The sequence below is a fragment of the Fimbriimonas sp. LA-C6 genome, assembly GCF_055398105.1.
On record NZ_AP038796.1, the window covers coordinates 1,774,393 to 1,793,726 of the forward strand.

A 19,334-nucleotide genomic window follows, 5' to 3' on the forward strand; every position below is an offset into this window, starting at 1 on the left:
GAGGGGAACCTGGGTTCCCCTCGTGAATCTCAGATCAGGTTACTGCTTGGAGATAATCCAGACTTCGACGCGTCGATTCTGAGCTCTTCCAGCAGCGGTTGCATTGGGAGCCACAGGATTAGTCTGACCGTGAGCAAAGACTTGGACACGACCCTCAGGGAAGTTGACGGGGAACTGCTTTTGAAGCCACTTTTGAACTGCGAAGGCACGTGCTTCGGAGAGTTCCATGTTCTTGTTCGGGTCGCCCTGATTGTCGGTGTGTCCGTGGATCTCGACTGTAGTTCCGCTTGCGACCAGAAGGTCTCGGCGGAGTTTTTCTAGGTCTCTGTAGGCAGCGCTTGTGAATACAGCCCGACCTGTTTCGAATGGGATGTTCCACTTTCGCTTACTGACAGGGACTGGAACACCTTCCTTCTTAGGGCCGGAGTTCGTTGCGCTTGTACTGATCTGGGTTGGAGTCGGAGCGGAGCCCCTTACCACTGCGGCGATATAGGAAGTGTCGATCACCTGATCTGGCGAAGGGTAGTTAGGAAGAAGGCTTGGATACTGCGAAACGACAATGTCTCCAAAGACTTTATAGGTTGCAGCGACCAGGTTGCTGCTTCCCTTGACCAAGCCGAATGCCAGCATGGAGTCGGAGAGGTTGTTGACTGAGGAGCCGCCTAGATCAACCTGCAGGCCAGTCTTGTCCTTTTCAGTGGTGCCTTTGTAGTACTTCTCCCAATACTCTGGCCCTGTGTTCTTCTCTTGATAGACCTTGTCGCTTACTTCAGAGGCCTTTCGGAGTGCGGTTGCGCTGGACTTAACGGCGTCTCCGCCGTCGGCAATTGCGTGGAGCATTCCTTCAACAAGCCCGCGGTTATTCTTCATCCACTTGTCGATACCGATCACTACGCAGGGCATCTGCGATGCGTATTCCTTCGTGGATACAATCGAGATGATGCCGCCCTTCTCTTTGGCTACTTGAACGTCGCCAGGGGTCCAGGTGACAACTGCATCTACCTTGATAGTCTTAGTCTCGCCCGTCTTGTGTCCGTTGCGAACCACCGGTCGGGTTTCGGTGTAGCCCGTGATGTACTTCTGGCAAGCGTCTAGGTAGTCGCTTGCGTTGATCCAGTTCAAAGCATCGGGATCGTACGTCTTTTCGTCTGGGTTGTTCTTTAGACCATTGTCGCCCAGCCACTTCATAGCGATGTTCCAGTCTCCGTCTCGGATAACACCGGCGACCACTCCACCTCGGCTGGCGATTGGGCTTTGCTTCCATGAAGCGGGTCCCATAAACTTGTCTTCGCCACGTGAGTATCCGATGGCGCCCACGATCTTGGCTTGGTATTCAGGTCCGAGTCGCTTAAGAGCGTCGTTTAAGCCTTTGAGGAACACTGCACCACCGTCGCCCATGATGGTGACGAAGTGGACGCCTTCGGTTGGGTTTGCTTCGCCTCGGCTCAGTGCAGTAGCGAACGTGACGAGCCCTTCCTGGAGCTTATCGTTGTTGTCCTGACGTGCCCACTTGAGGTTGACGCCGTACTTACACATCAGACTTCCCTGCGTGGCCTGTGCGCCGCCGTTTGCAAAGTGGAGGCCGATCTGGCCGTTCCATGCATAACCGAGCATGCGAACTTCAGGTTTGTCGGAGCATCCGGCTTCGGTTCCCGGCATCGTGTAGCTCGCGTTGCTGCCGTCGGACGACTTCATATCCGGGAGCGTTGCGCCTACCGGAACACTCGACGCTTCGGTCTTTGCCTCAGGCATCAGCTTAGACAGCAGGCCCGTCACTCGGGCAACGCCAATGACGAGGCCTAAGACGATGATCAGTACGGCAATTTTGCCCGACAATTTCAGTCGCATTCGTTATTCTCCAATCGAACGTTCTGTTTCCAGTCTCTCAACACACTTGAGTTGCAAGTGAACTTGATAGCCGTTTTTGAACTCTGTGGCAATAGTAGCGTTCTTTGTCTCAATAAGTCACCCCGGCGGGAACTTGATCGGCTTTGCAGGACAAATGTGTTGAGCATTGTGAAAGGACAGCGTCCAGGGGATAGATACAGTGAATCGCGTCTTGAGGTTGCAAAAACCGATAGTCCAAAGGGCGCATTGTTTGCGAGCGACCTAGCCGATGTCCCTCTGTTTCAGGCTTAATGAATGTCCGTCATGCGACTCCATCCCACAGGCATATAGCTCCGCTCCTCTCGCGCACTTTCTCCGCGAGACGCCTGTTCGTTGATGAAACTTCCTTGCCTGCGTGGCAAATCGCTTGATGAAATCTTTAACCCAAATCTTAACTGACTCTCTCGGCATGCTTGACGCCAAGCGCAGCTATTACATTAGCCAGCAGCTGGCCTACTACTATTCAGAATATGCGGTCGTTGAGACCGAGGATTACGACTTTGACCCACTGGCTTACGCCAAGGCGGGGCTTTGCAACGTGATTCCTTTGGACTCGACTCACGCGCAAGTTGATCTTGAGTGGATGTCTAAGGTCCAATCGACGCCCATTGTCGCGCTGCTTGAAGTGCACTGGCAGGGGCATCAACTTTATCTCGTGCGCTATCCCATCGATTGCGGCCGGCGCTATTGCATCCTTGCGCCGCTTGCGCATGTGGCGGAGCAGTTCTTTGCGAAGGTGTGCCGTTGGAACACGGACGTCCAGGGGTCGATTCTGATCTTCCAAGGCGGAATGTGGCGTCGGGACGACGAGTTGAAGAAGCAGATCGCCTCGGCAAAGCTCGAGTCTCTGGTGTTGCCCAAGGAGTTTGAAGCGGAGCTGCTGCGCAACTTCGAGGACTTCTTTGCCTCCAAGGAGTTGTATGACAAGTATGGGATCGCTTGGAAGCGCGGAGTGCTGTTGTTTGGTCCACCTGGGAACGGGAAAACCCATGCGATCAAGGCTCTGGTTAACAGGCTGAACGTGCCATGTCTGTACGTGCGCTCGTTCAAGTCTTATCGGGGAACGATCCATCAGAACATTGAGCGTGTGTTCTCGCGAGCTCGGGCTAGTGCGCCGTGCATCTTGGTTATGGAGGATCTGGACTCTCTGGTTGATAGAGACAACCTCTCGTTCTTTTTGAACGAGTTGGATGGGTTTGCTTCAAACAACGGGATTCTCACGGTTGCCACCACAAACCACCCGGAGAAGCTGGATATTGCTCTGCTGGAGCGGCCAAGCCGGTTTGATCGGAAGCTCACCTTTGAGTTGCCTAAGTTGGAAGAGCGACTTCGGTTCCTGATGACTTATACGGCGTGCTGGGAAGCGGATCTGAGGCTGAGTGAGGACGAATACGGCGACGTTGCGGCAGCTACTGACGGGTTCTCGTTTGCGTATCTCAAAGAGCTGTGTGTTTCTGCGATGGTGGCTTGGATGGGTGACAGAAAACCGGGTTCGATGGGGGCCATCATGGTTGGGATGACGACGAATCTGTTGAGCCAGATGAAGTCGGAGCCGCTTCTCCCTGCGCCGACCGATGAAGATGACGACTGAAGTTTCTTCTTGATCCCACGGCAAATCGGGTGGTTGATCGAACAAGTTCACAACGATCATCCATTCGATTTGGTGAGGCTCCTCATGTATGCTCCAGGGCATGCTTCCGATGCTTGCCCTTTTGGTACCGCTCCTGAACCATCAGGGGGTTTCACCAACGACGAGAGAACACATCTCGTTCGACGAGAACTGGAAATTTGCCCTTGGTAATTCGTCTGACCAGATCAAAGACTATTGGTACGGTCTCGGCTTTGGCAACGCGAAGGCGGGCCAATCTGAGGGTCCGGCTGGCAACGGCTTTAATGATGGCGAGTGGCGAACGGTAAAGCTCCCACATGACTGGGTGGTGGAGCTTCCGTTTGTGAAGAGCGACTCTCCAAACCTGGATAGCCATGGTTACAAGCCAGTGGGACGAGATTTTCCTGAGACCTCTATTGGCTGGTACCGAAAGACGTTCACCATTCCCGCCAGTGACCGTGGTCGCAGACTAAGCCTTCAGTTCGATGGCGTTTTTCGTGACTCGATTGTTTGGCTCAATGGTCACCAACTTGCTCATAACCAGAGTGGCTACATCGGTTTTAACGCAGACATAACGGACTTGCTGAACTACGATGGCAAGAACACGCTGTCTGTACGTTGCGATGCGACTGCTGCCGAGGGTTGGTTCTACGAAGGTGGCGGCATTTACCGACACGTGTGGCTCAACAAGACTGAGCCTACGCATTTGGTGGAGAATAGCGTTTTTGCCACGAGTGAAGTGAAGGGCGGCAGTGCAGTCGTGACAATCCGGTCGACTGTGGTCAACGATTCCTACGCGCCTGTTGATGGAACCGTGAAGCCGAGCATTGCTGGTGTTGGTTCTGCCAAAGCGATCCCTTTCCACTTAGAGCCGTGGCAGAAGAAGGACACCGTACAGACCATCACCATCCCCAAGGCTCACCTCTGGTCTTTGGAAGATCCGTTCATGTACAAGGTTGGCGTAGAAGTCACCGAAGGAAAATCCGTTGTGGATCAGGTGAGTGTGAACCACGGTGTTCGGACACTTCTTTTTGACAAGGATAAAGGCTTCTTCCTGAACGGGAAGCATATCAAGATCCGAGGCGCTTGCAACCACCAGGACCATGCTGGAGTGGGCAGTGCGTTGCCGGATCGAATTCAGAGCTACCGCCTGGAGCAGTTGAAGAAGTACGGATTCAACGCTTACCGCGCATCGCATAACCCACCCACACCTGAGCTCCTTGATGCTTGTGACCGGTTGGGCTTGCTGGTGATGGACGAGAACCGAATTCTGGGGACGTCTGAAGAGATTTTGGGGCAGTTGCGACGGCTGGTGATGCGGGACCGAAACCACCCGAGCATCTTCATGTGGTCTCTTGGCAATGAAGAACCAGATGGCATGAGTGATCGCGCTGCTTCAGTTGGACGCACCATGCGGCGTGTGGTTTTGGAGCTTGATCCGACTCGGCCCACGACTTACGCCTCCAACCACGGATCGAATGCTACCGGCATGAATACGGTGGTGGATCTCCGAGGGTTTAACTACAAGAACATCGGTACGAACTCGATTGATCAGTATCGGAAGGCGCATCCTGGTCAGTTCTTGTTTGGAACCGAGGAAGCCAGCTCTTTGGAAACTCGTGGGATCTATGAGAACGACCCTGCCAGAGGTTACGTTTCTGCCTATGATGTGAACCGTCCAGGTTGGGGCGCGCTTGCTGAAGACTGGTGGAGCTTCTTTGATGACCGAGAATGGCTTGGCGGAGCATTTGTTTGGACCGGGTTTGACTACCGGGGTGAGCCGACTCCTTATCAATGGCCCTGCATCAACTCTCACTTTGGGGTGCTCGACACGTGTGGATTCCCTAAAGACACGGCCTTCTACTACCAAGCTTGGTGGTCAGAGAAGCCTGTGCTGCACCTATTCCCTCACTGGAACTGGCCCGGCAAGGAAGGCAAGACCATTGACGTTTGGGCACATACGAACGCCGAGAAAGTTGAGCTGTTCTTGAACGGAAAGAGTCAAGGCGTTAAGACCGTTAAGAAGAACGGGCACGCGGAATGGAAGGTTGTTTACGCACCGGGTGAGTTGGTTGCTAAGTCCTACAAGGGCAATGATCTCCTTCTCACGGAGAAAATCGTGACAACCGGCGATGCTGCAACTCTTGCTATCTCTCCCGATAGAAGTGAGATTCAAGCAGATAACAACGACGTTTCGATGGTAGCCATCTCTACTCTGGACTCGAACGGCAACCACGTTCCGACTGCGAACATTCCGGTTGAGTTTGAGATTGAGGGTGAGGGACGCATTATCGGTGTGGGCAACGGTGACCCGAGCAGCCACGAGCCCGATCAGTTCATCACATATCCTTCACGAACCCCTATCTCCGCTTGGAAGAAGTTTGTGGTGAGTTCCACGGAGAATCTTGCCGAGACCGGTCCTGAGTTCGACGACTCCAAGTGGGGTGCGGCAGATGTGGATGGATCAGCGCAGGATCTGAAGCCAGGACAGATTGGTGTTTACCGAGGCACGTTCCAGGTGGACGCTTCTAAGATCGGACAGCCGATGATGCTCAACATCGGTCAGTGCGACGACCGAGGCTGGATCTATCTGAACGGCAAGCTGATTGGGCAGACCAAGGTGTGGAATGAGCCGTTTGCTGGTGATATTGGCAAGCAGATCAAGCCCGGAAAGAACGTGATTGCCATCGTGGTCCAGAACACAGGTGGAGGCGGTGGCGTTGGAGGCGGCGTTTCGCTCTCTACTCCTGCACCAACACCGAAGTGGTCACGCAGCTTGTTTAATGGATACGCTCAGGTCATTGTTCAGAGTACGAAGACCAGCGGCAGAATCGTTCTTCGAGCAAAGTCGAAGGGCGTGAAGACGGCGGAAGTAGTTATTCGCAGCAAGTAAGCCCCAAGATTAGGGTCGCCTCAACGAGGCGGCCCTATTTCTTTTTGGGTACGACCTTTGTTTTGGTTTTCTTTGGGGCAGGCTTGGGAGCTGGTTTGATCGCAGAGATCCCAGTGGTTGCCATCGGTACCTTGGTCGGAGCGATCTCTCCGACGAAAGCAGTGGGCTTCTGCGGCAGTTTGGGAGCTATTCGGATTTTGCCGAGTGTGCGCTTCACGGTTTGTTTCACCGTTGGCTTCTTAGTGGGTGTTGAGCAAGTGGGCTGTCCTCTTTGAGGGGCCTTTTTGGATTTCGCCACGTTCTTTGTCCCATGTGTTGGGGAGTTTTGTGCTTGGGCGCTGCCCCCTCCAGCAATGAGAGCGACGAGCGAGGCTGCGAGCCAGACGATTCGAGTTCTGAAGGGTGGTTTGTAATCTTTGGTAATAGGGGTGCCATCTGGGGCGAACGCGCAGTGCAAACAAGGAAGTTTTTCAGAAGTGTTGATGAGTTCCTCAGCTTCTGCTTTTGTGAACTGAGACAGGTCGTACACCAGGTGGTCGCATTGCGCACAGTGCCGCGCCTTTCCGTGATCATCCATTGCGTCCCAATCTGCCGAACACGGCGATGGGATCTGTACCATCTTGAGTTCAATCCGACCTGGTTTTGTCTCTCGGTTCATTGTCTTTGACCTTCAGGCAGTAAGTGTTTGATTTCGCAAAATGCGTTCAAACAAAATTTATTGCCACCAACAAGACGCGGCGAAACTCCCAGGATTACGCCGAACCATACAAAGAGCCATGGGTAAACGGTAGAATCTAAGGTCAGTTAAACCCCCATGGACCAGGCGCACATTCGCAATTTCTGCATCATCGCGCACATTGACCACGGGAAGAGCACCCTTGCCGACCGCCTCATCGAACGTTGTGGCGCCATTCGTGGTACCGCGCAAGAACAAATGCTCGACTCGATGGACATTGAGCGTGAACGCGGCATCACCATCAAGATGGCTGCCGTGCGCCTGCTGTATACAGCTCGCAACGGTGAGACCTATCAGCTCAACCTCATCGACACGCCAGGGCACGTGGACTTTACTTATGAAGTCTCTCGTGCGTTGTTTGCTTGTGAGGGTGCGCTCCTGGTTGTCGACGCCAGCCAGGGTGTGGAGGCTCAGACCATTGCCAACGCCAATATGGCGATGAACCAGAATCTGGAGATCGTGCCGGTCATCAATAAGATTGACCTGCCTCACGCAGATATTGAGCGGGCACGAGAAGAGATTGAGAGCGCAGTGGCCATTGATGCTTCGGACGCAATCCCCTGTTCGGCGAAAGCTGGAATTGGTATTGATGAGATTCTAGAAGCCGTTGTCGAGCGAATTCCGCCTCCTGTCGGAAATCCTGATGCGCCTTTGCGAGCTCTGATCTACGATTCGCACTTTGACGCGTATCAGGGCGCAGTTGCTTATGTCCGTATCAAAGACGGCTCTGTGAAGAAGGGCGAGACCATCCAGATGATGGCAACAGGCGGCAAGCACGTCATCGACTCCACGGGCCACTTTAGCCCTGGATTGACGGTTGATGAGGGGCTTTCCACTGGAGAAGTAGGTTTCATTACGGCCGCGATGAAGTCGATTGGTGACGCCCGTGTGGGTGACACGGTGACCAGCGCTGCCAACCCTGCACCGGATGCTCTGCCTGGTTACCGAAAGGCTCTCAGCATGGTTTTCTGCGGCCTCTATCCGAGCGATGGAGATCAGTACGAAGACTTGCGAGACGCGATCGACAAGCTCCGCCTGAACGACGCTTCGCTGGACTTTGAGCCTGAAACCTCTGCTGCTTTGGGCTTTGGTTTCCGGTGCGGATTCTTGGGACTGCTCCACATGGAGATCGCTCGCGAGCGATTGGAGAGGGAGTTTGGGCTTGATCTGATCCTTACGGCTCCTTCGGTTGACTATAAGGTCACCTGGAAGAACGGGACTCAGGAGCATATTTCTAACCCAACGGAGTTCCCTCAGCCAAACGAACTGGATTTGATTGAGGAGCCGATCGTTACGGCAACGATCATGGTGCCGAACGAGTATGTTGGTGCCGTCATGACCCTCTGTCAGGAGCGCCGTGGCACTTACACCCGCACGGAGTACCCAACCCCTCAGCGAGTCATCTTGCACTACACGCTGCCTTTGGGTGAAATCCTGCTCGACTTCTTTGACAAGCTGAAGTCGCAGACGCGTGGGTACGCGAGCTTTGACTATGATATTGCTGGCTACCAAGCTGCGGATCTGGTTAAGTTAGACATTCTGCTGAACGGCGATCCTGTTGACGCTCTCTCGTTCATTGTCCACCGAGACTTTGCCTATAACAGAGGTCGCGCGATGGTGGAGCAGTTGAAGAAGGTTGTTCCTCGTCAGCAGTACGAGGTTCGAATTCAGGCTGCTATTGGTGCCAAGGTTATTTCTGCGGATAGCGTCAAGCCGTTCCGAAAGAACGTTATTGCCAAGTGCTACGGCGGAGACATCTCCCGAAAGCGCAAACTTCTGGAGAAGCAGAAAGAAGGTAAGAAGCGAATGAAGCAGATTGGCTCCATCGAACTGCCTCAGGAAGCCTTCCTCAGCGTTCTGAAAGTCGCGGAGTAAGACCTATCTTAACCCCTTCGCTTGGGTGAAGGGGTTAGACTTACTTCACGATGTTGTCCCTCGTCTTCGCAGTTCTGTTTTCTCCAACGCGAGACGATTCTGGAGAGACAAAAATTGCGCTCCAACCTTACGGAAACATCTCTCGGTCTAGCCTGAACACTGCCCGAAAAGGGATTGAACGGATGTTCCGAGCATCTGTTGAGATCCTTCCGGCGAGACCCTTGCCCAAAGCTGCCTACTACTCACCTAGAAACAGGTATCGAGCGGAGAAGCTCCTGGTGGACCTTGATGCTCTTGTCCCTTCGAGTAGCAGCAAGATCATCGGGCTCACTGCCCAAGACATCTCAACCAACAATGGCAAGATCAAAGATTGGGGTGTTCTGGGGCTTGGGCAGCTTGGGGGGAAAGCTTGTGTGGTGTCTACGTTTCGCATGCATGCCAAGCGAGCCACTGAGACGACCTTTCGATTTCGACTTCAAAACACGGTGAATCATGAGATTGGGCATACCTTCGGGTTACCGCACTGCCCACACGTGCCGTGCGTGATGAACGATGCAAAAGGGACCATTAAGACCGCTGATAACCAATGGAATCGCTTTTGCTCTTCCTGTAGGCGACGCGTTGCACATCATCTAAAGTAGCTGGTCTGGTTCAAATCCTAGGTTTTTGATCCTCTCCCGATTTGGCGAATTTCTTGCACCTTTCCTTTTCATACAACGAATTGGAAGCAAGAAAATGAAAATCAAGAACCTAACCCTTATCTTTTCGGCAATCGCAATGGCTCCTCTCGCGGCACAAGCCAATCTCATCAGCAACGGTAGCTTCGAAGATCACAGTGCTTTCGGAAATGGAAGCTGGCAGTTCTTCTCAAGCATTCCCGGTTGGACGGCGGAAACGGATCTGATCGAAGTAGGTCATGGTGGTGTTTACGGGGTCACTGGTTACGACCAGAAAGATGTATTGGAGCTGGATGCTAATCACAACGCCAAGGTGAGCCAAACCCTCAACCTGACCGGCGGAAACTACACGATCTCCTTCGAATACGCCAAGCGAAACGGTGTCGACCCTCTCAGCGCGAAGCTGAACGTACTGTGGGACAACAACACAATGTTGTCGCTATCCCCGACGATGACAAGTATGAAGACAGCGAGCTTCATGGTTCATGTTCCAACCGCTGGCAGCCACAAGCTGTCTTTCCAAGGCGAAGGCATCTCCGACAGCTATGGAGCTCTTGTAGACAATGTTCAGATGAATCCAGTTCCAGAACCTGCATCGATGGCTGCTCTTGGCCTTGGTGTACTTGGCATCATTCGACGACGACGCCAGATCAAAGGCTAATCTTCTTTCCGGGCCCTGATTCATGCGGATCGCAGAATCAGGGCATTTTTATGTGTTTTGATGATCGAAATCGGTATTTTCCGAAAAAGGCGAACTATTCAGGCCTTCAAACCCCTCTTAACATTTACAAGCGCTACGTCTTTCCAAAAACTTGAAATCCTAAGATCGATTTGTGACAATTATTGAAAAATGTCTTGCGAATTTCTGCAATTTTTCAATTTAAACACGTCATATGAAGTGTTAAGACTCTCACTTAAGGGAGCAAACATCTAAGGTCTTATAGGAATGAAAAAAGCGTTTACACTCATCGAACTCTTGGTCGTTATTGCGATCATCGCCATCTTGGCAGCTATCCTCTTCCCTGTTTTTGCTCAGGCAAAGTCAGCGGCTAAGGCTTCCGCAAGTATCAGCAACGCAAAGCAGTTGGCACTTGGAATCATCATGTACGGCGATAGCTCCGATGACACTATGCCAATCGCTGGAAACTTCAGCGCAGCTAAGGGCATCAAGCTCGGAACTGCAGTTGTTTCAACATGGGCTTACAGTGTTCAGCCTTACATGAAGAACGGCAAGATCCTCGACGATCCAACAGGAACTTCGACTCCTAACGCGATCGCTTACACAGTCCTTCCAGACAACATCCAGGCAGCTGGTGTTGATGCACAGGCATTTTTCCCACAGTACGGCTACAACTACAGCGCTCTCTCGCCAGTCAACTCATCTGGTATCCAGACTCCTGTTTCGCAGACAGCTCCAGCTGCACCTGCAGACACGATCCTACTGACAAGCAAGTTCGGAATCACCGAGGCTGCTTCGGATGCCGCTGAGAAATCTGGCTTGATCACTCCTTACTGGGCTGAAGTTGAGGCTCCAATCTGTGGCACGGTTAACGCTGCTTGCCGAGTTGACTGGCGAACGGCATTCGGTCTTGGTGTTACCAAGCCAGAAGCTGGCGCTAACACTGGCGGAGTTTCCTCACACGCATCGAATTCTGCGATCGTAGCATTCGTTGACGGACACGTTAAGAAGATGAAGCTCAGCGCTCTGACTGCTGGAACAAACGTCACGGTTGACGACAAGGGTGTGACTGGCGGAAACGCTACGCCTAACGCAGACTTCGCTACCAAGTATCTCTGGGACATCCAGTAAGAGCTCGGTTCGCTCCAACTCTCCCAAGCGTGCCAGTTGCTATTGCAGCTGGCACGGCTTGTTTGTGAGGCTTAGATACTCACCATTTTCATCATCTCGGGTGCGTATCGATCTCCGGTGGGAGCCAATGCTGAGAGAGCATTTTCCTCTTCGCTTGAAAGGTTGATGTCTGCTGATGCGGCGTTCTCTTCCAGATATTTAAGCCGCTTGGTTCCAGGGATGGGAATCAAGTCTTCACCTTTTGCGAGCACCCAAGCAAGAGCCAGTTGTGCAGCGGTGCAGCCTTTCTTGCTCGCCAAATCCTGTATGACGTCCACCATTTTAAGGTTTTCTTGGAACGCATCGCCTTGGAATCTTGGCAGGATTCTCCGGAAGTCATCGGCAGCAAAATCATTGGGGCTTTTGATTTCGCCTGTGAGGAATCCTCGTCCGACGGGGCTGTAGGGCACCAAAGTGATCCCGAGTTCGCGGGCCGTTGGCAAGATTTCTGGCTCTATGTCGCGGCTCCAGATTGAGTATTCCGATTGCAGAGCAGTGATTGGATGAACCTTGTGAGCGCGTCGAAGAGTTGCAGCGCTCGCTTCAGAGAGTCCGATGTGTTTCACTTTGCCTTGCTCGATCAGCCTTGCCATCGCGCCAACCGTTTCTTCTATAGGTGTATCGGCATCGACTCGGTGCAGGTAGTAGAGATCGATTACATCGACATTTAATCGCTGAAGGCTTTTTTCTACGGCCTGAGCAATATAGGTGGGCGTTCCATCGATGATCCGGCCTCCCTGTGGGGTGACCTTATGTTGGTGTGAAGTCATTGATGGGTCGTATACGATTCCGAACTTCGTCGCTAGGAAAACCTCATCGCGGCGCGTCTTCAAGACGTTGGCGAGAAGTCGCTCGTTCTTTTCGGGGCCGTAGATGTCTGCTGTGTCCCAGAAGTTGATTCCCAAATCCAACGCCCGATTGAGCACCTGGATGGATTGTTCGTCGTCGCCTGCACCGTATGCAAAGGACATCCCCATGCAGCCCAGGCCCAGTGCGCCAACCTGCACACCACCGATTGTTCTTGTTTTCATCTCTTTTCTCCTTCTTGGCAGGCCAGGAATTCACCAGTCGATTCGTTGTAGCGGGAGATCTTCATATCAATCACGGACAAACAGTTCTCCAAGTCCGCTATTCTGTCGAGCACGATTTGGCGATGCGCTTTCATCATGTCCAGGCGGAGAGGGATGGTCTCATCTCCTTTCCTTACTGCATCGACATACTCTTTCAGCTGTTGGATGCTCATCCCTGTCGTTCGCATCTTGATCAGAAAGTGGACGCGGTTAAGATCGTTCTCCGTGTACCTTCGGTGTCCGCTTGGGAGTCTTTCAACTCCATCGAGCAGTCCTGCTCTTTCGTAGTAACGCAGGGTGTGAACACTGATTCCGACCGCATCCGATGCCATCTGAATCGTGAGTTCCTGTACCATTGAATGAAGTCTACGATCTTAGAGTGCGCTCTAAGTCAAGCCTTTCTGAAAAACAGTGAACTACACCTCACTCAAATACCCAGCCTGATGGACTTCCTTGAGCCAGGATTGCTGATATCTTCAGTACTTTTCATCGAAAAGCTAAAGCGATCACAGAACTTTGCAGCAGGATATTCAGTCTCTCTCTGTGACACATCTATCTACATTGCACTTGGTATAAATATGCGTTTGCACGCGCAGCTTATCAGCGCCGATAAGTAATCACTCTAGTCTAGCGAATTAAAACGTTAGGCTAGAGTTCTTTATTTAACAATCGACTCACTAAGAGAAATCTAGTTATTAGAATATCGACAGAACCGACTCCTTGGGATGCTACTTTTTAGCTATACTATTGGTTCGTTCATCGTTGAACTCGTTTATTGAGAAGGAAGATCATGAGAATGCTCACTCGCCGCAACATGCGGACTCTAACAGCACTGCTATTCACTTCGTCGCTTGGCGCGACCATTGTTTTATCCGGATGCGGTGGTGGTGGCGGCGGCGGAAGCAGTTCAACTGGTTCATCTGCTGGAACTTCTAGCGGCACAAATGCGGGTCAGACTGGCCCTACGTTTGCCCTGACCGATCTTGGGACGCTCCCGGGGAAAGCAACTAGCAACGGCATTTCGATGAACCAGAGCCGACAGCTCGTTGGTGTCTCTGGCAATGACGGATCCGACAGCCTTGCTACCCTATGGGACAACGGCACCTTGACCTCCCTCGGAAAGTTGCCAGGGCATGTTTCGAGCATTGCTTATAGCGTCAATGCAACGGGCGTTGCGGTCGGAGCATCCTACTCGGTTTTCACTTCTGACACCCAACAGTACGTCCCGGTGATTTACCAAAACGGCACTGTTACCCAGCTCCCCATTCCTTCGGGAGGCACACGGGCTAGTGCAACTTCCATCAATGACAGTGGCGACATCATCATTAGTGGACGCCTATACAAGGGCGGTGCCTTCACAACATTCACCAACGGCTTCATCGCCGGTACCTTTGCTCAGTCGCTCAATAATGCTGACCAGATTGTAGGAAGTGCAGACGCCGCAGGCGTCCGAGTTCCGGCGCTTTGGCAAAACGGTGTTGTCACCAATCTAGGCACTTCGCCAGGTGTTGCTCTCGTGGTGAATGCAAACGCACAGGTTGCAGGAACACTTAATGGTGCATCAAGCCAGCTGTTCTTGTATAGCGCAGGCACAACCAGCACGTTCAGCCCACTCACGGGTGATGACGGAGTTACACCCAAGGGAATCAATAACCTTGGCACTGTCGTTGGAGTAAGTAGCCGAGCGAACGCCTCCACTGCATTCATGCTTTACCAAAACAAGATGTACGATTTGAACACCCAGATCAAACCAGCGGTCAGTGGTTGGGTTCTTACCGATGCATCGGGTATCGACGACTCAGGTCGAATTATTGGCACTGGAACGCTGAACGGCGTCACTCGCTCGTTCTTGCTCACGCCAAACCCCTAGGTCGAATTGCCCCTCCCATACATCGCGTGTGGGAGGGAGTCATACTTGTTAAGTGCTAAAAGTTGAGGGGTTGGGCAAGCGGTACGATTCGCGCTGGATCTTTCGGCAGCTCAGCTTTGAACTCGGCCAGGGCGATTGTTTGCTGGTCTTGGGAAACAACGGGTCAGGTAAGTCCACTTTACTGAAAACTGTGTCTGGCCTCCAGCAACCCACCGAGGGCAAGATCACCTATCCCGAAGGCGACATTCGTCTCTCACTTGGTCTCTCTGCTTTGGAGATGTCTCTCTACCCGCAGCTAAGCGTGGAGGAGCATCTACAGCTCACAGGCGACCTTCGCGGATGTCCAGCACGTACAGATGAGCTGATCAATTTCATTGCGCTGCAAGATGCGCGAAAGCTCCCAGCCTATCAATTATCGACTGGCATGAAAGCGCGAGTGAAGCTGGCGATGGCGATCCAAGCCAAACCTCTCATTCTCATGCTCGATGAGCCTGGAGCGAGTCTCGACGAATCTGGGCGTTCCTTGATTGAATCTGTGGTCAAAGACCAACTGACGAGAGGTTGTGTGATCCTGGCCACCAACGATCCATCTGAACGGAGGTTTGCGACCCATGAACTCGCCCTGGGCTCCTGAAATTCTGGCCATCTTGAAGAAGGAGTGGAACGCCGAGATTCGCAGCAAGAGCGGCATTCTCACGGTTACACTTTTCAGTTTCACGGTGGTCGTAGCGATCGCTTTTTCTACATTCTCCAAAACCGTGAGTGGCACGGTAGCAGCCGGCCAGTTCTGGGTCGCCCTTCTCTTTGCGAGCATTGTTGCCATGCCGAGAGTGTTTCTCGTTGAGGAAGAGCTTGGAACAGCCGATCTCCTACGCCTCACGGCTCGGCCTCATGCTGTCTTTTGGGGGAAAGCGCTTTACAATTTCGGCCTAATGATGGTGACGAGCTTCTTCCTCGCGGGCTTATTCGTGCTTTTGGCACGGATGCCGGTGACGGACCCGTTGCTGCTGGGTCTATCTCTGATCGGCAGTGCTGCAACACTTTCCGCGGGGGTAACCTTGTCAAGTGCCCTGGTGGCACAGGCCGCAAACCGAGCAGCACTTGCTGGGGCCGTAGCGCTTCCCTTGCTACTTCCCATCATCGCCCTAGGCGTGACAGCTATTCGAGTCGCATTGGGAGACGGTCTATCGAACGGAGGCTACAACGGAGCAGTTGGGCTTTTTGGTTACGGGATCGTGAGCTTTGCAATCGGCCCTTACATCTTTGCGGCGGTCTGGAAAAATTGAAACTGATCACTAAGATATTCCTGGCAGTTTGTATGCCTCTTGGAATGGCACTCACTTACTGGGTTCCAAACGCAACCGGCTTCCAAGTACCCGAACTGGCACGCATGATTTTCTATCATTTACCGTGCGCGATCATCTGCTCCATTCTCTTGCTTGGACTTGCTCCCTTCTTTGCATTTCAATACCTGCGCACGAAGGAACGGCATTGGGACATCCGCGCTGAGGTGACCATGGAGCTTGCCATCCTAATGGGAATCCTTACGCTGCTTACTGGGATGCTTTTTGCAAAGGTTCAGTGGGGTGCTCCCTGGACTTGGGATCCTCGGCAGACATCGTTCTTTATCGTCATGCTCATGGCAGGGGCCTACTTTGGCATCCGCACAGCCTTTACGGATCGCGAGAAAAGGGCCGGCAACAGCGCAGCGTTCATTATGTCGATGACGATGCCAATGCTGTTCCTGCTCTTCATCTATCCTAAACTTCCCCTGGTGCAGACCCTTCATCCCAACCTACTTGCACCCAACGGCGGTTTTGACCCGACCTACCGCATGACGTTCATGCAGATGTGCGTGCTTGTCGGAATCTTCCTGGCGTCCATCTACAAATCACGCATTCGGGTTCGGCAACTAGAAGACTTTTTGGAGAATAAAAATGAACAACTGGCTCATAGCAATGATTCCACCACTCCTCGTGTGGTTCGGACTGTTTCTGTATCAACTCAAGACTGACCAAAAGCTCTCTGCACTGGAAGAGAAGATCCGTAACAGCTAGGTAATGTCGGAGACTCCAGCAGTTAGCAGTTTCGGCCCGGTCGCGCCTTATTACGATGAGTTAATGAAGGCGGTGCCCTATCACATGTGGGTGAGCTATTACCTTCTGCTCTTGGCTCACCAAGATGTGCACCCCAGACGCATCCTCGACGTGTGTTGTGGCACTGGCACGATGTGCGAGATGCTCACCGAGGAAGGCTTCTCCATGTCCGGCCTCGACCTCTCGGGGGCGATGATCAAGGAGGCAGAGCGTAAAGCCTCCAAGAAGAAGATGGATATTCGGTATGCGGTTGCCGATGCCAGCAGTTTCGATATGGGCGAGACCTACGATGCTGCTCTAAGCTTCTTCGATAGCCTCAATAACATCCTTGACCCCGAGAGTGTTCAGAACGTTTTTCACCGAGTATTCCAGCACCTTCCTTCGGGTGGAAGCTGGATCTTTGACCTCAATACTGCCTATGCCTTCCACGCTCAGCTCTTTGATCAGCAGAACCTGAAGGCCAACGCCAAACTCAAATACAAGTGGACAGGTGACTGGGACGCGGAGAGCAAGGTCATCACCGTCACCATGAAGTTCTGGCGAGGCGGCGAGGAGTTTGAAGAGATTCACCAACAGCGGGCCTACGATGAGGAAGAGATCCGAGAAATGTTAGCGGTGGCAGGTTTTGAGCAGATCCGTGTTTACCACAGCTACACCCTCAACCCACCCCGCTACAAGAGCGATCGCCTTCACTACGCGGCCATCAAGCCCTAGTGCCGAATTTTTGCCAACTGCTTGAGGCCTGCTTCGATAACGAGATCTTTGTTCTGCGCGTCGAATTCGTTTGGTAGTGCCACATCAGGGGCGACACCATGTCCCTCAATTCTCACTCCGTCGGCTAGAACATCGACGATTGGGATTTCGATGATGCACCAGTCGGTGAGCCGCTGAGGGAAAGTACCGAGCACATGCCCAGCCGTGGTGGAGCCGACCAATGTGGAACGCTTGCTCTTCTTCAAAATGTAGCTGAGTATCTCCTTGGCACTTCGAGATCCCTCATTGATGAGAGTGACCAACGGACGACCATATCCGAACAGTTGAGTGAAGCCTACGGTTGGCGAAGAGTTCCAGGTCAGGTTCAATTCCGGTCGGAAGAACGGGTCCGCGTAGCCTTCTGGCCGCCCACCAAAGCCGTCTCGCAGGTCCAAGATGAAGCCGTCTGTCTTGCTTAACTTGCCATAAACCGCATTCGAGAGTGCGGTCTTGAAGTCTTCCGAAGCCTGCGTCCACAGGTGGAAGTAGCCGTATTTCTTACCGTCTTTTTCGATGATCTTGGCACTGGCTTTGGACGCATCCAGGAACATATCCAGCGCGATTTGCTTTGACACTTCAACGTCCATGTCTAAGGACTGCCCTTTCCGGCTTACGTGCAGAGTTGCCTTCTTTCCCACCGATTCCGCAAGTGATGCCACCGGGCTGAATGGTTTCCCGTTAATGGTCATCACGAGATCTCCCTTGCGAAGTCCTGCCTTCTCGGCACTTGAGCCTTCCAGCACCATCTGTACTGTGTAGCCATCGTCTGAAACTTTCTTGAACCAGGCTCCGATGTTGGGCATCTGAGCTGCATTCTTCTGCTTCAGCAGAGAATCCATCATGTAGTAGCCTTGATCCGCTTCCGTCAGAAGGTCAAAGTGGGAATCCTTGAACTCCACGATCATCTTCTTCACCGTATCGCGAAACTCATCTTTTGTCTTCGCGGCCTTCGCAAGCGGCTCGTATTTCTTTAAGAGCCGATCCATCTCGGCTTCTCGTTGAACCCGGGCGTAGTATCGGCCCCGAATCGCCGAATCGACTTTTTTCCACGTGTCGGCGTAGTCGGTGCTCTGTCCGTGCATGGCGAAGACGGCTAGGAAAAGTGGACTTAGAGGCATTTCCAACGTTTTACGCTATTTTCTTGCGACAAGTGCCAGCTTTGGGACCGTGATTCTTAGGATTTCAAACGGGTATCATGAATGTTCGCGTGGGAGGTCCACAAGGCCGCCTGCACCACGAGGTGAACACTTTGCGTAAGAATATTAAGAAGAATCTGCACTCGCCCCGCTATGAGGCCATCGCTCCTAAGGTCAACAAAGAAGTCCCAGTTGACATCGAAGTAGCCCTCAAGCTGGTTAAAGAGACCGCCACTGCTAAGTTTGTTGAGAGCGTTGATCTCGCCGTCGTTCTTGGAATCGACCCTCGAAAGGGTGACCAGAACGTTCGAGGTATCACCAACCTTCCACACGGCACCGGTAAGGTTAAGAAAGTTGCTGTTCTTGCCAAGGGCGATCTCGCTGCTGAAGCTGAGAAGGCTGGAGCCGACCTCGTCGGATCCGATGACCTGATCACCGCTATCCAGAACGGCGAGCGAGGCTTCGACGTTCTTCTTGCTACTGAAGAGATGGCTCCTCAGATCGGTAAGATCGGTCGACTTCTCGGACCCAAGACTCCGAACAAGAGAAACGGAACCGTTACCAACAACATCGCCACTGCTGTTAAAGAAATCAAGGGTGCAACCCGTGTTGAGTACCGTGCAGACAAGGCCGGTATTGTCCACCTCGGCATTGGTAAGGTCAACTTCACCGAAGAGCAGCTACACGAGAACTTCAAGGCCGCTCTGGATGCTTTGATCAAGGCCAAGCCAGCAAGCGCGAAGGGCAAGTATCTTCGATCCATGACTGTCAGCGCTACGATGGGCCCTGGTATCCCCATCGACACCACTGCAGCTAGCAAGCTGATCTAACCAGAAGAAATCTGAATAGGCTCCAGGGAACTGTCTCTGGAGCCTATTTTTGT

17 protein-coding genes are annotated in these 19,334 nt (G+C 52.7%); 12 read left to right on the plus strand and 5 right to left on the minus strand.

The features are described 5' to 3' along the window. Positions 1 to 39 precede the first annotated feature (39 nt). Complete coding sequence (locus ACZ51B_RS08270; protein ID WP_464296766.1) at positions 40 to 1,848, minus strand: OmpA family protein; 1,809 nt, start codon at positions 1,846 to 1,848, stop codon at positions 40 to 42. Positions 1,849 to 2,257: 409 nt separating this feature from the next. Between ACZ51B_RS08270 and ACZ51B_RS08275 the strand changes: the two genes are divergently transcribed. After that, positions 2,258 to 3,478 (plus strand): AAA family ATPase, encoded by a 1,221-nt coding sequence (locus tag ACZ51B_RS08275; RefSeq protein ID WP_464296767.1) that lies wholly within the window; start codon positions 2,258 to 2,260, stop codon positions 3,476 to 3,478. Between the two features lie 88 nt (positions 3,479 to 3,566). After that, on the plus strand, positions 3,567 to 6,389 hold the full coding sequence (galA, locus tag ACZ51B_RS08280; RefSeq protein WP_464296768.1) for a beta-galactosidase GalA: 2,823 nt from the start codon (positions 3,567 to 3,569) through the stop codon (positions 6,387 to 6,389). Between the two features lie 34 nt (positions 6,390 to 6,423). On the opposite strand, the gene ACZ51B_RS08285 is transcribed toward galA, so the two are convergent. Further along, a complete protein-coding gene (locus ACZ51B_RS08285) occupies positions 6,424 to 7,047 on the minus strand; it encodes a hypothetical protein (RefSeq protein WP_464296769.1) in 624 nt (207 codons plus the stop codon). A 156-nt stretch (positions 7,048 to 7,203) separates the two neighbouring features. Between ACZ51B_RS08285 and lepA the strand changes: the two genes are divergently transcribed. From lepA to ACZ51B_RS08305, 4 genes are all read left to right on the plus strand, one after another. Further along, positions 7,204 to 9,000 (plus strand): translation elongation factor 4, encoded by a 1,797-nt coding sequence (lepA, locus tag ACZ51B_RS08290; protein ID WP_464296770.1) that lies wholly within the window; start codon positions 7,204 to 7,206, stop codon positions 8,998 to 9,000. A gap of 50 nt (positions 9,001 to 9,050) precedes the next feature. Beyond that, a complete protein-coding gene (locus ACZ51B_RS08295) occupies positions 9,051 to 9,641 on the plus strand; it encodes a zinc-dependent metalloprotease family protein (protein WP_464296771.1) in 591 nt (196 codons plus the stop codon). Positions 9,642 to 9,735: 94 nt separating this feature from the next. Then, positions 9,736 to 10,338 carry a PEP-CTERM sorting domain-containing protein gene (locus ACZ51B_RS08300; protein WP_464296772.1) on the plus strand — a complete coding sequence of 201 codons (603 nt, stop codon included), beginning with the start codon at positions 9,736 to 9,738 and terminating at the stop codon, positions 10,336 to 10,338. 285 nt (positions 10,339 to 10,623) lie between these two features. Beyond that, complete coding sequence (locus ACZ51B_RS08305; protein WP_464296773.1) at positions 10,624 to 11,487, plus strand: prepilin-type N-terminal cleavage/methylation domain-containing protein; 864 nt, start codon at positions 10,624 to 10,626, stop codon at positions 11,485 to 11,487. 71 nt (positions 11,488 to 11,558) lie between these two features. Here ACZ51B_RS08305 and ACZ51B_RS08310 read toward each other — a convergent pair whose 3' ends face one another. Beyond that, positions 11,559 to 12,557, minus strand: coding sequence for an aldo/keto reductase (locus ACZ51B_RS08310; protein WP_464296774.1), 999 nt, complete (start codon positions 12,555 to 12,557; stop codon positions 11,559 to 11,561). Next, positions 12,554 to 12,952: a MerR family transcriptional regulator gene (locus ACZ51B_RS08315; protein WP_464296775.1), complete on the minus strand. Its 399-nt coding sequence runs from the start codon at positions 12,950 to 12,952 to the stop codon at positions 12,554 to 12,556. Before ACZ51B_RS08315 ends, ACZ51B_RS08310 begins: the two co-directional genes overlap by 4 nt. 434 nt (positions 12,953 to 13,386) lie before the next feature. Between ACZ51B_RS08315 and ACZ51B_RS08320 the strand changes: the two genes are divergently transcribed. The 5 genes from ACZ51B_RS08320 to ACZ51B_RS08340 are packed head-to-tail and all read left to right on the plus strand — an operon-like array spanning position 13,387 to position 17,276. Next, complete coding sequence (locus ACZ51B_RS08320) at positions 13,387 to 14,466, plus strand: hypothetical protein (RefSeq protein WP_464296776.1); 1,080 nt, start codon at positions 13,387 to 13,389, stop codon at positions 14,464 to 14,466. Positions 14,467 to 14,518: 52 nt separating this feature from the next. Further along, a complete protein-coding gene (locus tag ACZ51B_RS08325; RefSeq protein ID WP_464296777.1) occupies positions 14,519 to 15,100 on the plus strand; it encodes an ABC transporter ATP-binding protein in 582 nt (193 codons plus the stop codon). Continuing rightward, positions 15,078 to 15,752, plus strand: coding sequence for a heme exporter protein CcmB (locus tag ACZ51B_RS08330; RefSeq protein WP_464296778.1), 675 nt, complete (start codon positions 15,078 to 15,080; stop codon positions 15,750 to 15,752). The genes ACZ51B_RS08325 and ACZ51B_RS08330 overlap by 23 nt, the downstream gene beginning before the upstream one ends. Beyond that, positions 15,749 to 16,480, plus strand: coding sequence for a cytochrome c biogenesis protein CcsA (gene ccsA / locus ACZ51B_RS08335; RefSeq protein ID WP_464296779.1), 732 nt, complete (start codon positions 15,749 to 15,751; stop codon positions 16,478 to 16,480). Before ACZ51B_RS08330 ends, ccsA begins: the two co-directional genes overlap by 4 nt. 46 nt (positions 16,481 to 16,526) lie before the next feature. After that, positions 16,527 to 17,276, plus strand: coding sequence for a class I SAM-dependent DNA methyltransferase (locus tag ACZ51B_RS08340; protein WP_464296780.1), 750 nt, complete (start codon positions 16,527 to 16,529; stop codon positions 17,274 to 17,276). Here ACZ51B_RS08340 and ACZ51B_RS08345 read toward each other — a convergent pair. Beyond that, on the minus strand, positions 17,273 to 18,433 hold the full coding sequence (locus tag ACZ51B_RS08345; RefSeq protein ID WP_464296781.1) for a S41 family peptidase: 1,161 nt from the start codon (positions 18,431 to 18,433) through the stop codon (positions 17,273 to 17,275). The two genes, ACZ51B_RS08340 and ACZ51B_RS08345, sit on opposite strands and share 4 nt — an antisense overlap. Before the next feature lie 131 nt (positions 18,434 to 18,564). On the opposite strand from ACZ51B_RS08345, the gene rplA reads away from it, so the two are divergent. Continuing rightward, complete coding sequence (gene rplA / locus ACZ51B_RS08350; protein WP_464296782.1) at positions 18,565 to 19,281, plus strand: 50S ribosomal protein L1; 717 nt, start codon at positions 18,565 to 18,567, stop codon at positions 19,279 to 19,281. Positions 19,282 to 19,334: the final 53 nt, after the last annotated feature.